This window comes from Parabacteroides sp. PFB2-10 (assembly GCF_029893085.1).
GTDB lineage: Bacteria > Bacteroidota > Bacteroidia > Bacteroidales > Tannerellaceae > QVMG01.
Genome location: NZ_JARXWI010000012.1, coordinates 15,574 through 31,520, shown reverse-complemented (window position 1 = coordinate 31,520; position 15,947 = coordinate 15,574). Strand labels below are relative to the sequence as shown.

8 protein-coding genes are annotated in these 15,947 nt (G+C 45.4%); 1 reads left to right on the top strand and 7 read right to left on the bottom strand.

Going from position 1 to position 15,947, the window contains the following annotated elements:
- Positions 1-41: 41 nt before the first annotated feature.
- The 3 genes from M2137_RS11030 to gltX form a co-directional block, all read right to left on the bottom strand.
- A complete protein-coding gene (locus M2137_RS11030) occupies positions 42-1,211 on the bottom strand; it encodes a 6-bladed beta-propeller (protein WP_280766494.1) in 1,170 nt (389 codons plus the stop codon).
- Positions 1,212-1,326: 115 nt separating this feature from the next.
- Positions 1,327-2,562: a glycosyltransferase N-terminal domain-containing protein gene (locus M2137_RS11025; protein WP_280766493.1), complete on the bottom strand. Its 1,236-nt coding sequence runs from the start codon at positions 2,560-2,562 to the stop codon at positions 1,327-1,329.
- 8 nt (positions 2,563-2,570) lie between these two features.
- Positions 2,571-4,091: a glutamate--tRNA ligase gene (gene gltX / locus M2137_RS11020; protein ID WP_280766492.1), complete on the bottom strand. Its 1,521-nt coding sequence runs from the start codon at positions 4,089-4,091 to the stop codon at positions 2,571-2,573.
- Positions 4,092-4,283: 192 nt separating this feature from the next.
- Between gltX and M2137_RS11015 the strand changes: the two genes are divergently transcribed.
- Entirely contained in the window at positions 4,284-6,356 is a 2,073-nt protein-coding gene (locus tag M2137_RS11015) for an HDIG domain-containing metalloprotein (protein ID WP_280766491.1), read from the top strand.
- 6 nt (positions 6,357-6,362) lie between these two features.
- Here the strand turns inward: M2137_RS11015 and M2137_RS11010 are convergent, their stop codons facing one another.
- The 4 genes from M2137_RS11010 to M2137_RS10995 all read right to left on the bottom strand — a co-directional run bounded on the left by M2137_RS11010 (position 6,363) and on the right by M2137_RS10995 (position 15,657).
- The gene (locus tag M2137_RS11010; RefSeq protein ID WP_280766540.1) at positions 6,363-8,777 is read right to left on the bottom strand and encodes a carboxypeptidase-like regulatory domain-containing protein; all 2,415 of its coding nucleotides are present in this window, start codon (positions 8,775-8,777) and stop codon (positions 6,363-6,365) included.
- 363 nt (positions 8,778-9,140) lie between these two features.
- Complete coding sequence (locus M2137_RS11005) at positions 9,141-10,223, bottom strand: glycoside hydrolase family 88 protein (RefSeq protein ID WP_280766539.1); 1,083 nt, start codon at positions 10,221-10,223, stop codon at positions 9,141-9,143.
- A 201-nt stretch (positions 10,224-10,424) separates the two neighbouring features.
- Positions 10,425-12,425 carry a RagB/SusD family nutrient uptake outer membrane protein gene (locus tag M2137_RS11000; RefSeq protein ID WP_280766490.1) on the bottom strand — a complete coding sequence of 667 codons (2,001 nt, stop codon included), beginning with the start codon at positions 12,423-12,425 and terminating at the stop codon, positions 10,425-10,427.
- A gap of 34 nt (positions 12,426-12,459) precedes the next feature.
- Positions 12,460-15,657 (bottom strand): SusC/RagA family TonB-linked outer membrane protein, encoded by a 3,198-nt coding sequence (locus M2137_RS10995; protein ID WP_280766538.1) that lies wholly within the window; start codon positions 15,655-15,657, stop codon positions 12,460-12,462.
- Positions 15,658-15,947 lie beyond the last annotated feature (290 nt).

The following is a 15,947-nucleotide window of genomic DNA, read 5'->3' as shown; positions in this document are numbered from 1 at the left end:
TTTTTTTAATAAATGGATTGATTGGTTTGAAAAGTCTCTTTTTATTTATAGGTGATAACCATCAACACCGGATTATCCTCTTCGTCCAAGCGGGAAGCAATTTCTTTCAATTCCCCTTTTAAATCGTTTTTCTCGTAGGATTCGATCAGCTCGATCGTGTTCAATACCTGTACATAGGTCATGGACTTTCCGTCGGAGAAGGTGGTGATGAAAGGATTGACCGCTTTCTCGGAAACATAATCGGCATGGTAGATCTCCGGTTCAAAGAAAGCTTTTGTCTTTTTCTCATACATAATGTATTTCTGATCAAATCCTTTTCGGGTGTTGGGGTCATATTTCTTTTCGACGCTATAGAAGAAGAGATGATCCCGGGTGTTGGCTGCCGGATAAAGAAAAAGAACAGGATCCATGGTTGTTCGGGATGGGGTTTGGACGTATAAAGGTCGCAACTCTTTAGAAGAGTTGATGCTGAAGATCGTATCGTTGGATAGTTCATGCAGGATGAAATCCGTCGTTGTCGGGATCAGTGGGTAGGTTTGGAAGGTGAACATAATGACATTGGCAGCTCTGGTGACATGTACAAACTCGCTGATCTTTTCCCCAGTAGCAGGAATAACGACCTCGTCAACAATCTCTCCTGTCTCTTTTGAGATGAACTGATAGGTGTCGGGCAGTTTATTATCGTACTCTTTATTGTAGGCAATATAATTCTTATCGTCAAAACTCATCAGATGATTATAATACTTACCCTCTGGGAGGTTCAAGCTCCGCTTGAAATTACCCTGCAAATCGTAAAAGAGTAGTTTGGATTTACGCACGTCTATCACGGTGATCTCATCGTTTTTTTCATCGTAGAGGATAGAGCTGTACTGGCTGTATTCTTCGGCGCCATTCCCCTGGCGGTTGAAGGAATGTAAGGTTTTCCCCTTTTTGTCGAAGAACATAATCGTGCCGGCTGTGAGGTTTTTATTAATAATGTAACGGCTTGTGAAAGCATCCGGCGTACCTGTCCAGAGAAAGTCGTCCGATGTTTCCAAAGGGATGTATTCGACATGGGCTATTTCCTGCAACGACAGTCTTTTGGAAGGATATTTTTTTTCGACATCGACGATCAACAATCCTGTATCATCGGAGGCGCTTTTAGTATTGCACCCACAAAGGGCTAAAAGAATAACAAAAAGAAATAGAGGATAGGCACACGGTGTTTTCATACAGTTCGTTTTTAATAGCTTTTACAGAAAGCAAAAATAGAAAAAAGAAACCGTAGGCAATCGGGTGACTGTCTTAATAATTAATAAAATACGAAAGAACCGTATATGGGGGAGGTCAGAGAGGTAAAGCCGCTAATATCTTTTGAGTACCACCGGTATGCTCGCTGACGAACTGCCCGGCTGCTTTGCCTGCCTCCTCGCGAAGCTCGTTATAGGTGAGAAGATCGTTCATGCGGTCGTCAAATTCGCTTGCTTTCGTAATAGAGAAGGCTCCACCGATCGCAATCAGATCGCGGGCTTCTTTGAACTTCTGGTATTTGGGACCGAAGAGAACCGGTGTACCGTAGACGGCAGCTTCCAATGTATTGTGGATACCCGCACCAAATCCTCCGCCGATATAAGCGATGTCGGCATAGCGATAGATAGAAGAAAGCATGCCGAAGCTATCTACAATAATGCAATCGCGGTTGAATTTATCCCGGGCAAACCCGTCCGAAAGACGAATGGAAGAACGCTTCAGGAGTGCTTCGATATGCATCAGATGCTCGCGATGTATCTCATGCGGTGCGATAATCAGCCGGATATCCGGTTGATTGTTGAAGTATTCAATGAAAATGGCTTCATCCTGTGGCCAGGAGCTGCCGGCAACTAAGATGCGTTGTCCGTTAGCTTTGGCCTGATCCACAAATTGCTCGACATGAGGAATCTCGCGGCGTCGGTTGTAAACATCCCAAACACGGTCGAAGCGGGTGTCACCGGCTACCGTGGCATTCGTAATACCGTATTTCTGCAGTAATTGAAGCGAGCGATCGTCCTGTACGAACAAATGGTCGAAATAGCGAAGCACCTTGCGGTAGCCTCTTCCATGCCATTTAAAGAATAGCTGTTCCGGGCGGAAAATAGCCGAGATGATATATGTCGGGATATGGTTGCGACGCAGTTCATGTAGGTAATTGGCCCAGAACTCATACTTAATAAAGATCGCCATCGCCGGGTTGGCCAGGTGTATGAACTTCTTTACCTTATAGGGACTATCGAAGGGAAGGTAGCAGATCACGTCGGCTCCTTCATAGTTTTTCCGCACCTCATAGCCGGAAGGAGAGAAGAAGGTCAATAGAATTTTGTATTGAGGATAGTCTGCTTTTATCTTTTCCATCATCGGACGCCCCTGCTCAAACTCACCGAGCGAGGCAGCATGAAACCAGATATACTTCGCGTTCCGGTCGATTTTCTCTCGAAGAATGGAATTGGTTTTCCATTGTCCTAACCGCATCAGTCTTGCTTTCTTGTGGAAAGGGGCGGCTAACTCGATAAGAAAAGAATACAGGTGTATGAGCAGACTGTAAAACATGAGAATGATTAGTTCAGTTCTTGAATGGCTTTTTCCAGGCGATTGATTGTTTCTTCTTTGCCCAAGGCTTCCGTAATATCGAAAATATGCGGGCCTTTTCCTTCGCCGACAAGGGCAAGACGGGTGGCATTCATGATGTTCCCCAGGTGATATCCTTTGTTTTCAATCCATATTTTCACCACCTCTTCCGTGCCTGCACTATCGAAAGGCTCACGCGTGCGCAATACCTCTATCAATTCGGTTAGTTGAGCGGCTGAATCCTCTTTCCAGCGTTTCTTCACCGTTTTTTCGTCATAGCTGTCGGGGGCTTTGAAGAAAAAGGCTGAAGCTTCCCAAAGTTCTTTCACGAAGTTGACACGTTCTTTCATCAGTCCGGCAATCTTCTCCACGTAGAGCGAGTCGATATTATCGATACCGTGTTCTTTTAAAACAGGGATAAACAACTCGGCTATCTCTTTATTATCCTTCTTTTGCAGGTATTGATGGTTGAACCATTTGCCTTTTTCGATATCAAATTTAGCACCGCTGCGGCTGCAATGTGTCAGATCGAACAGGCGGATCATTTCCTCCATTGCCATCATCTCCTGGTCATTCCCCGGATTCCAGCCCAATAGCGCCAGGAAGTTGACTACCGCTTCCGGCAAATAACCGCTTTCGCGGTATCCGGAAGATATCTCTCCGGTTTTAGGATCCTTCCATTCCAGCGGGAATACCGGGAAGCCGAGGCGGTCGCCATCGCGCTTGCTCAGTTTTCCTTTTCCGTCGGGTTTCAACAGAAGCGAGAGGTGGGCAAACTGCGGCATATTATCTTGCCAGCCCAGATAACGATATAATAACACATGAAGCGGAGCGCTGGGCAACCATTCTTCTCCACGGATCACATGTGTAATCTCCATCAGGTGGTCATCAACGATATTCGCCAGATGATAGGTCGGCAACTGATCAGCCGATTTAAACAATACTTTATCATCCAATACGGAAGAGTTTACGATCACTTCTCCGCGGATCAGGTCGTTTACCTTCACCTCTTCTCCCGGTTCAATCTTAATACGTACCACATATTGTGCTCCTTCTGCCAACAGGCCGTCGACCTCCTCTTTCGAAAGAGTCAGAGAATTGCGCATCAACCCACGGGTAGAGGCGTCATATTGGAAATTAGCTATTTCATTTCGTTTGGTATCCAGCTCTTCCGGCGTATCGAATGCCATATAAGCCAGGCCTTGATTCAATAGTTGATCCACGTATTGGCGGTAGATCTCTTTTCGTTCGCTCTGGCGGTAGGGGCCTTTATCGCCACCGAATCCGACACCTTCATCAAAACGAAGCCCCAGCCAGGTAAGAGCTTCAATGATATACTCCTCGGCTCCCGGCACAAAACGCTGTGAGTCTGTATCCTCTATGCGGAGGAGAAAGTCACCTTCGTGTTGTTTGGCAAACAGGTAGTTATATAAAGCCGTGCGGACACCTCCGATATGGAGCGCGCCGGTAGGGCTGGGAGCAAAGCGAACTCTTACTTTTTGTAGTTTCATAACCGTTATCTTTATTCAAATGCGCGGCAAAAATAGGCTTTTTTTTTCGCATTTTAAACAATTTATATACATTTGTATAGTCAGGAACATTCTTGTAGAGAAAGATGTTTCTATACTAATTAATAAAGAATAAAAGTTAGTAAGTGCTTATTGTCATTTTTTTATAATCGGTTCCCAAATATTACTACCAGTATGAAACTAAAAAGATTAAACATAAATTCCTCCATCTTCTTCCTGTTAGCAGCTGTTCTCATCTCTTACTTCTTTCCCCGTGACGGGCAATTCCGCTACCAGTTTTTTGAAGGAAAACCTTGGCGTTACGAACTTCTAACGGCGCCGGCTGATTTCCCGATCTATAAAAGCGATGAGGAGGTGAAAGCGGAAAAGGACAGTGTCATGGCTCAATTCGAACCCTATTACCGTGTCAAACCCGAAGTGATGCCTACACAAATAGACCGCCTGAAGGAAGATTACCGGGCGAGATTGTCGAAAGAGGTGCCGGCTCCTTACCCCCAATACATCGAAAGAGCGTTGAACTACCTGTATGGAAACGGCATTATCTCCGCGCAAACCATGGAATCCCTGAAGCGTGATAAACGGGAAAGGATCAACCTGGTGGAGAACAACCTGGCACAACCCCATTATGTATCGGATTTCTTTACTGTGCGTACCGCCTATGAATACATACTGAACAACGTGCCTTCCAACCTTGATAAATCCATCCTGCAATCCTGCAACATTAACAATTACCTCGAAGAGAACGTATCGTACGACAAGGATATGTCCGATCGCGTGTTGGATGAACTGTTGGGCAGCGTACCCATCTCCGCCGGTATGATACAAGCCGGAGAACGCATTGTCGACCGGGGCGAGATTATCGATGCGAAAACCTACAATGTGCTTCGATCCATGAAGATCATTCACGAGTCGCGTTCGGGCGGAGCGCAGCGACAGGGCATCCAGTTGGCCGGTATTTTCTTTTTGGTTTTCGGGGTGATCTTTTGCTTCTGGCTCTATTTATGGTCTTTCCGTCCCAAGATATTCTATCGTCGCCGGCATGTATTGTTCCTGATGCTTAATATTACGATCTTTATTCTGCTAACGGAAGTGGCGGTTAGTTTCAATTGGTTTAGTGTCTACATCATTCCCTATGCGATCGTCCCCATCATTGTGCGCACTTTCTTCGACTCGCGTACGGCGCTGTTTACCCACCTGATCATCATTGTGATATCTTCTGTTATGGTGCCTTATCCATTGGAGTTCTTCGTGTTGGAGGTGATTGCCGGTATGGTTGTTACCTTTAGTCTGAAAGACCTGTCGGAACGTTCCCAGTTGATCCGTTGTGCCTTTTTTATCTTTCTTTCTTATTCCATCAGTTACACCTCGCTGGCTATTTACCAGGAGGTCGACTTCAACCGTATCAATTGGGTGATGTATCTTTATTTCGGCATCAACTTTATCCTGTTGATGTTTACCTACATTCTGGTTTATATGGTTGAAAGGGCATTCGGCTATATGTCGACCATTACCTTAGTGGAACTGTCAAATATCAACAATCCTTTACTTAAGAAGCTCTCCGAAACAGCACCCGGCACCTTTCAGCACTCACTTCAGGTGTCTATCCTGGCATCCGAGGGTGCCGTGAAGGTAGGAGCCAACTCCGCCCTGGTACGTACCGGCGCTATGTATCATGATATCGGCAAGATGAAAAACCCGGCTTTCTTCACCGAGAACCAGAAGAATGTCAATCCGCACGACCAACTCACTTACGAACAGAGTGCCCAGATCATCATCAATCATGTGAAAGACGGCATTGAAATGGCCGAAAAAGCGAATCTTCCCAGAGCGATTATCAGCTTTATCAAGACACATCACGGGCGCGGCAAGGTGAAATATTTCTATAACTCATTCAAAAACGCCTATCCCGACCGGGAAATCAATGAGGATATGTTTACTTATCCCGGCCCTAACCCGTTCTCAAAGGAGACCGCCGTATTGATGATGGCCGATGCCGTAGAGGCGGCTTCCCGCAGCCTGAAAGACTATACGGAAGAAAGCATCAGCGAATTGGTGAATCGGATCATCGACGGGCAGATAGAGGAGGGACTGATGAAGAATACTCCTTTGACCTTTAGGGATATATTAGGCATCAAACAGGTTTTCATTGAGAAGCTGAAAACCATGTATCATACCCGTGTCAGCTATCCGGAATTGAAGACGACCGAAAAGACGGAAGAAGAGATAGCGATAGAAGAAGAGGGTTGATCAACCTCAAAAATCCACAATCAACCGCAGGTTTAGCTGCCGTCCCGTCAGGTAATTGGGCACGGCATATTGCTGGTCATACGCGTCGGTGATCCAGTAATAGGAATTGGTATTTTTGAAATCCAACAGATTAAATACATCTACTCCCAACCAGATGTTTTTCAAGTGACGGAAAACACCCCTGTCCATAATCGGATCCACACCGCCCGCCAGCTGATAGGATAGACCGATATCTACACGGCGGTAGGCAGGCAGTCGGAAATAGCCCGCCTCGTAGCCCTGATGTGGAATCGTAATGGGCAAACCTCCCGAGACAACTCCGGTCAGATTCAATTTGATGCGCTCATTGCCCGGGAAATAATCCTGGAAGAAGAGCGATAGGTTATAGCCGAAGTCATTGGGCATCGGCGCTTTGGTCGTTTCCCGGATCGTTTGTTGCGACTTCATCAACGAGAGACTGATCCAGGAATCGGTACCCGGCACAAACTCACCAAAGAACTTCATATCGAGCCCCATGGTGTACCCCTTCGCACAATTCTCGCCATAGTATCGCAGCTTTACGTTGTCGAGCGTATAAGGAATCACATTGTCGAGTTTCTTATAATAGATCTCTGTCGTAAATCGGAAGTTGCGATCCATGGTCTTAAACGAATAATCGCCTCCCAAAATGAAATGGATGGAGCGCTGCGACTTGATGTTCTCGTTCAGTTCCACCACGTCATTGCCATCGTCATCCTGTACCACCTTGCGGATCTCTTTGTAGAAAGGCGACTGATAATAGATACCCGTAGCCGCGCGGAACGTGAAGTTCTGATTGGCATTCGGGATATACCCCAGGGAGACACGCGGGCTGAAGATAAATTCCTTGTTATAATCCCAGTAGCTCCCGCGGACACCGCCCACCAGCGTGAAAAGCCCTTTCGAGGTACGGAATTTGAAAACATCCTGCAGATATCCCGAAAAGCGCATACTGTTCATCTTATGATCGGAATAGAGGTTGGCAATTACGCTCACTGCATCTTCCTGATGAGGTAGGGAATAGCCCGACGAATCGCGCTTTTCCCATTCGCTGATTCGGTCCTGAATGCGTTCGCTTTGCAGGGTCAATCCCCATTGGGCCGTATGTTTTCCCAGACGGGTGCTTCCGTAATGGTTCACATTGAACACATCCGAGCGAAGCCGGTTGCGTGCATGCTCATGATACCGTCCGATCGTCATATTGGAGCTCACCTCTTCGTTGGGGTTCACCGAGCCCTGTTCGCTCATCCAATACTCTCCCGATATATCATACGTTTCCGATTCCTGGCTGTTGAACGCCGAGGTTTGAAACACGATCTCCGTATTCTCATTCGGTTTGTATTTCAACGAAAGTGCTCCGAAAAGAGTCTGAAACTTATCGCGCTCCTGTCCGTCGAAGTAGACTTTGAAATTTTGCGGGTTTGCAGCTGTCCCAAAAGAGGTCTCTTTAACGTGGGGAATGAATTTATAGTTGTTGACCGACAGGTTGCCCATAAAATCAATCTCCCATTTAGGGGCTACCTGGTAGGTGATGAAAGTCTGCAGATCCACAAAGTTCGGATCAAATTCCGCATCGGTATCCAGGGTGCGCAACAGGGAACGTCCTGTTTTATAGCGTATCCCGGTGATATGTGTCACTTTCCCATGCGCTCCACCCACATAGGCATTGGCGCCCAGGAAACTGGCGGATGCCGATCCTTCCAGTTTTTCAGGTCGTTTATAGCTCACATCCAATACCGAACTCATCTTGTCGCCATATTTGGTCTCAAAACCACCGGCGGCGAAGTTGACCGATTCTGTCAGGTCGGGATTCACAAAGCTCAATCCCTCCTGTTGACCGGAACGGATCAGCAATGGACGAAATACCTCCAGGCCGTTTACATAGACCATATTCTCATCGAAGCTACCGCCACGAACGGAGTATTGCGAGCTCAATTCGTTCGAAGAAGAGACGCCGGCAAAGGTAACCACTAAGCTTTCAATGCTCCCCCCGGATGGATCAGGAATAAAGCGTACGCGCTCCGCATCAAGCGTCTCCATGGCAGTGGTCTGTCGACGACTGGCAGTGACAACCGCTTCGCCCAGTTCGAAAGACATGGGGTTCATCTGTACGTTCAATCGCATATCCGTGGTGACCACCGGCAGGATACGCTGTGCTTTATTGTAACCCAGGCAGCTAAACAACAGAGTGATGGAGTCTCCCGGCGTGACTGAGACGCTGTATTGACCTTTTTCGTTCGACATATCTCCGGTCAATGGACTGTTCTCGACCTGAACCAGTACCAGGTCGAGCGGATTCCCGTCTGAATCATAGACAAAACCCGATATCTTTACCTTCCCCTGGCCGAATGCCGTCGAAGCAATTCCTATAAATAAAAGTGCCGCTATCGCACGAATCTTCATCATCATACATGCATTGATACCCTATATAAACGAAAAAAAGCGGGGAAGCGTATAAAACGGCTTTATATTTTTTTGTTTGTCCCGAAAATGATTGCTTGGGTATGATATTGCTTTCTAAGGATTGAAGAAGATAGTTTTTTTGCTGTGAATAAATGTTAATTATCTTCTTTTTGCCGAAATCCCCAATTTACGATTTGTAATTTACGCCCGACTTTGCGCGCAAAAAAGCGGGACTTTGGAGACAAACACCCGGGGGAAACACTTTTTAACGTATGGAATTGTAAGCAAAATGACCATTTTGCTTACAATCGACATTTTAACATTTACGAAATAAACCTTCTTTGCAATACGCCGAGAACATACCTATTTCTTGTTTAAAAAACGAGTATATTCACAGGCTGCCAATAGGAAAGCGCCTACTCCGAAGTTGGCGGTCGAATTTCTATCCACGACCTGTCCCGGGATCGCTTTGGCACCGATCGGCTGCACATAGCCCACCGAGCCATCTTCCTGCAGGGCTGTTTCCTCCAGATACTTCCATCCACGCAAGGCAGCCTCCAGATACTCCTCTTTTTCCAGGTACCCATTGTTGATTCCCCAGAACAGACCGTAGGTGAAAAACGCCGTTCCGCTTGTTTCCGGCCCCGGCACATACTCAGGGTCCAGCATACTGCGCGTCCAGTAGCCTTCCGGTTGTTGGCAATCCCTAATAGCTACGGCCATATCGCGGAAGCGTTGCACATACTTCTTGCGGTGCATATCCGTTGATGGCAAGTCTTTCAATACTTTCGCGAAAGCGGCAAAAACCCAGCCATCGCCTCTTGCCCAGAAATCCTTTTTCCCGTTTATGGTCTGATGTTTCGGGAACACATAGGCTGCATCCCGGTAATATAGGTGTGCATATTTATCGTACATAATCTGATCAGCGTAAGCCAGGTATTCATTCAGCTTCTCCAGGTAGAGAGGATTCTTTGTTATTTTGTGCAATTTCGTCATGACCGGCATTACCATATAAAGGCCGTCCGCCCACCACCAATAGTCGTTGCGTTGCGTACTCATCTGGTATTCCATCACCTCGCGGGCACGGGCTATTTTGTAGTCTGCCGGATCCAATATATACAGATCGGCGTATGTCTGAAAGCAAGTTTGCCAATCCCCAAAAAGAACATGGTCATTTGTCTCACCATAGTTGTATTTCCATGTATTTTTATCATCCGATTTGGCTCCTTTCCATTCGTTCTTTTCGGCCCACGCTTCGGAATACTGCCGGTATTTCTCTTCGCCGGTCAGAAAGTAGGCTTCCATATTGCCGGTATGATAAGCGGCATGTTCCCAAAAAGCCCATCCGGGTTCGGGGTGTGTTGACTGCCAGTGGTTGTTTACTTTATGAATAATGTCCAGTACCCGTTTATAGTCATCTGATGCATACAAATGGAATCCCGCCATTATGAAGCAACATACTAAAATAACTGTCTTTCTCATGATAGATACAATTCAATTTTACTCTGTGTTTTTTATAAATCATTTGCTTCCCACTTTTTCTTAGAACGGCATTGCTTAAAACTGAAAAACAGAAAGTCCGATAAGCGGACTTTCTGTCTTTTCAGTATTCAACAAGATGCCCTAAAAATCTTTATGCCTATACGATTAATCCACCTTGTCTTCATCTGCTACGGCTTCCTGCCAGGTTTCCCACATGGCAACAGAAGCGTCATAGCCACTGTATCCATAGTTCTGAGCAAGTTTTCCGCGCTTATTGGCTTTAATAGAAGATTCCGGAATCGGCCAGTAGACATTGCATTTATCCATTCGATAGTTAATCGTTTTATTAGCCGAAGTGATAGGTCCTTGGTTGTACATGCGACCACAAAGCGTCACTCGCTTGTACCAGTAACTACTCGGGGTATTTACACCCACTTCCATTCCGCTGTTCTTATCCCATGTATTGATATCATAAGTGTTACCCCATTCGTCAGGTTTACCGCTTAAGGCAAGACAGTAAGAGACACGGGTCAGCTCCATGTTACGCCATTCTTCCATATACAATTCACGGGCACGTTCATTCATGATGTCACCGATCGTTACTTCACCTGTATAGAATTGAGAACATTGCGCTCTTTCACGCAGCACATTCAAGTCATCTTTAGCTGAGGCATCGCCCAAATAGAATTTTGCTTCGGCGCGAAGCAGGTAGGCTTCTGCCAAACGATACAGATACCAGTCGGCCACACTACCGGTTGAAGCGCCATTAAAGTCAACAGCACCCATATTAGCTTCGCTGACAGCATCCCGTATATAAAGCTTATAATAAGGCCAGTCATACCAACTACGAATCGTATCCTGACAAAGTAATGCGCCTGTTTCCGGATGATAGAGCATCAGGTTTTGTCCTCGGTAGGCATCACTTACATTATTATACTTCATAGAGGTCATTTTTACCCAGTTGCCTGACTTTTCATTGTGGCGCAAATCATCTTCATCTTCCACTCCGTTGACAACCCACAAATCACGTTGGGCAAAAGGAGTTGGGCGGTGTGTACCGATACCGCGTCCGAAAGCTCTGGTCATATCCAGATCCGCTCTGTAATTGGCGTTGTTACGTGCGTATTTTTCAACCGTTTTTCCATCCGGAGAACGCAAATTGCCATTTTGCCATAACGGGCCGAAGATACGCATCGTTGCAAAGGCAATATTTGATTGTGAACCTCTGTTGGGCATACCCATAATCACCTCTTTATTGGCAGCGATCAATTTGTTCTCAGGGCGGTGGAGATCCCAGATTACATTAGGTGTGATTGCCCATGTCTCAGGTTCGCCTCCTTTATCTTGTGTTCCGAATGTAGTTTGCATCAATTCGTAACCTGAGTTATTGATTAGGATATCCGCCTGTTCTTTGGCTTTCTGCCATTGTCCGTTTGCCAGGTAACATTTTGTCAGCAACATACGACAGGCTGCTTTGTTTACCATCCCGGTATAGATCATATCCTTCTGTTCAGGTACCATTTCTACCGCCTTTTCCATATCGGCTGTGATCATTTCAATAATAGCAGCCTTCTTGGTAGAGCGATAGTTCTGTTTGGGAACTTCCAACAGTTTTGTAACCAAAGGCACATCACCATATTGGAAAACCAATCCCATATAGCGGTATGCACGGTGGAAATAGGCACGACCCTTATACATATTCCGGGTTGCTTCATCCATACTCTCTACCTTGTCAACATAGCTGAGAATCGTATTGGCATATTTTATACCTGTATAGGTCTCACTCCAGAAGTGGTTAATGTAGTTACCATCATTCCCTCCGGGGCCTCCGGCACCACCGGTCGGTGTCAAACCGGTTGCAATATCGAAGTTCACTCCTCCCACATTCGCGTCCGTTTTTCCATAAACACCCAGGTCAGAGAACATTAGTTCTGTTCCGGCAACCACCGAGTTCGTATTCGACGATGTATTGGTCCAGTAGGTGCGCAGGTGACGGTCAGCGATTGCCATAGCAGCCATCATGCCTGATTCCGTGGTAAAGGTAGCTCCCGGTTCGTAAAACGACAGAGGATCAGGCTCCAAAAAGCTTTCGGAGCAACCGGTAAACAAGAAGGAACTACCGGCTAACGACAAAAGCGCCGCAGCCATCATTATCTTATTTTTCATATTTATAGTTATTTTATTCATGATTTTGCGTTTTTTAGAATGTTACATTTAATCCCAGAGAGTAGACACGGGTTGCTAATCCACTTGTCTCAGGATCACCATATTCCCAGTCTTTTTGCCATGTAGCAACGTTTCTAACTGATCCGAAGATTTTAAATCTTTCGATACCATATTTACGGATCCATTCATTAGGCAGGTTATAACCGAGAGAAATATTCTCCAAGCGGATGAATGAACGATTATAAAGCTTTTGCACGCCTGTGATACCGGCAGGGCCTTGTGCGTCTAAACGTCCGTATTTATTCGTCGGGTTTTCAGGAGTCCAGTATTCTTTTTCAAATACATTGTGGTTGTAGGTTACCAAAGAACCACCATTGTCCTGATTCAAATAGTTTCCACTTTGACTCTTATGCCCCATGTACGAATAGATATTAATAGAGATATCGAAGTTTTTGAAGAGCGTGAAATCGTTGCGTAATTGCCAGTGTACGGGAGGAGTTCTCTCGCCTAAGAATTCTTTATCTTCATCGTTATAAACAATTCTAGATAAGGTTCCATCTTCATTATATACATCATTATCCGGATTATTCTTCACTTTCGGGTCACCCGGGCGTTGTCCGTATTTTAAAGCCTCTTCGTATTCGTCGGTTTGCCAGATGCCAATTACCTTATAGTCCCAGATTGATTTAATCGGTTGATCGATAAACCAGCCATTCGCTTTGTCGTCCATCTCTTTTGTGCCGATAACATTGCCGTTTGCATCCAATACATCTTCGTATTCGTAATAGAGATGTTTGATTCGGTTCTTGTTATAAGAGAGGTTGAACGTCGTATTCCATTCGAAATTAGTATTCTTGATATTCTGAGAGCTGATAGAAAACTCAAACCCTTCATTGGTTACCTCTCCTAAGTTGGAGATGATAGATGAAAATCCGGTGAAATCAGAAAGGCTCTGCCACATGATCATATCGGTGGTAGCCATATTGTAATATTCCAAACTACCTGTGATACGGTTATCGAGGAAACCATAATCTAACCCTACGTTCCAGGAAGCTGTTTTTTCCCATTCCAGGTTCGGATTGGCCATACGGTCAACCATCAGGTATTTATATTCGTCCATGCTTCCATTCGCCAGGATATATCCCATGGTGTTCCCCAAACCTGAAGAGAGGTTTGCCATAGACACATAAGGATCCTGCAAGGAACGGTTTCCGTTTTTACCCCATGATACACGCAGTTTACCCATGCTCATCGGTTCCCAGTTAAAGAACTTTTCATTGGTAAACGACCAAGCCAAGGCTACAGATGGGAAGGTCGCATAAGGATTATTTTGTCCAAATGCCGAATAGCCGTCACGACGTACCGAGGTGGTCAGCATATAACGATTGTCGTACGAATAGAAAAGACGAGCCAATAAGGCGTCTGCTGTTTGATGAGTATCTGTCGTTGAGAAAGAACTATCTTCTTTTGTTCCGTTCTGTGTATTATGGAATCCTAAGGCATCGGAAGGCAGGATGTTACGGGATTCGATTTTGTCCATCCAGTAACGGCGTTCTTCGGCTTCCTGTACTAAGGTAAGATTCACATGGTGTTTGTCATCGAATGTATAATCCCAGGCAATAGTATTATTAAGTGACCAATCGAAACGTTTGGCCTGTTCACGGTTTACCCCTCTGGAAACAGGATTGGAGTCGGGCAGATCGGCAGACATGAAATAGCGATCATAGAACCACTGGAAACGAGGAGATGCATTGAATGAATAGCTAATACCAAAAGGCAAACTTATTTTCGCATTGAAAATAGAGTTAAGCACGGTATATCCCTTTTCCAAATCAAGGTATTGACGAACGAAATCGTAGTTATGTCCTCGTTTCACATCCGCTCCCATAGGATATTGCACTAAGCTACCATCTTCGTTGCTGTAGTTACTGTAAGGAGAATTTCGTAACTGATTGGCATCCCAATAGTTGGTGCCCAATCCCGGAGTAAGTCCACCGTCGCTACGATCCTGGAAGTTAACGTTCGCACCAATCTGCAGCCAGTTGGTTATTTTACCGTCGATTTTCATATTGGCACGTATCGCTTGGTAATCATCATAAGAGACAGCTCCCTCATTGCGCAGATATCCTAACGAAAGGTAATAGTTTACGTTGTCGCTTGCTCCAGATACGCTTGCTTTGTAGTCCTGATTGAATCCGGTACGGAATGTATGGTCTGCCCAATCGAAGGTTTTACCCGCGATATAGTTGTCTAATACAGCGCTTTCCAGATTCAAACGACGTCCATAAAGTCCTCTGTCGTTCAATCCGCCTGTATTATCGTCATACGCACGCCATTGTTCTGCCGTGATTCCATATTTGCCGATATTCTCTATGCGGTCATAATAACCTGCTTTATCGCGCATGGCCGATGTTTGATACGCTTCATACTTACCTGTCGCTTCATTAAGTCCGTAAGTAGCTGATTTATACCAGTCTTCACGGAATTGCATATAACCATCTGCGTCGAACATATCGCGGTAAGCACTTTTGGCTGTGAAGCCAAAATTGGCACTGATATCAACAACCGGCTTTCCTTTTTTTCCTTTTTTCGTTGTAATAATGATAACCCCATTGGCCGCTTTTGCTCCGTAGATAGAAGCAGCCGAAGCATCTTTTAATACATCAATCTGTCCGATATCACCCGGATTGATTTCAGAAAGCTCCCCGTAGAACATCATACCATCAAGGATGATTAGCGGTTCGCTATGCGATTTGTAATTATCTGTTTCATACACAGAACGCTGACCACGGATCATCATCGAACCACCCCCTTTGGCAGAAGAATCATACCCTACTTGCAACCCGGGAGTACCGCGAAGCAAATCCTGAATAGTCTTCGGATTCTCATTGGCTAACTTGTCCGGACGGATCTGGATAATGGATCCGGTCAGGTCTTTCTTACGCATCGTTCCGTATCCAACAACAACGACCTCCTCCAGTAGTTGGGAGTCTTCTTTGAGTGTAATATTAAAAACCGTTTGATTACCAACCGGCATTTCCAACGTCGCGTAACCGATGTAGGTAATTTGAAGAATGGCATTTTCGGGAACTGTTAAGGCAAATTCCCCATCCACGTTAGTCACTGTACCGATTGTGGTACCTTTTATTGAAACATTTGCTCCAATAACAGTTTCACCCGAGGCATCTTTTACAATCCCGGTGATTGGTCTGGTTTGTTGTTGTACCACCATGCTGTTTGTGTGGAGTGCGTCTGTTTCTGCTGCATATCCATGTAGGTATGGATAAACTCCGAAGAGAACAGCAGCCAGAAGAAAATTTCGTACTTTCATTCGTTCTTTTTTAAAGTTATACAAAGCGATAATTTTGGAAGCAAATAAAATATACATTCTATAAAAGAAAGGCTGATTAATATTCAAAAAGGAAGATACAGAGCTGTTTGAGCGATAATTCTCCCTTTTTGACTGATAATTTTCCTCCCCTCCCTGAATCATTAAAGGCACAATCTCACTGCCCGGTATTT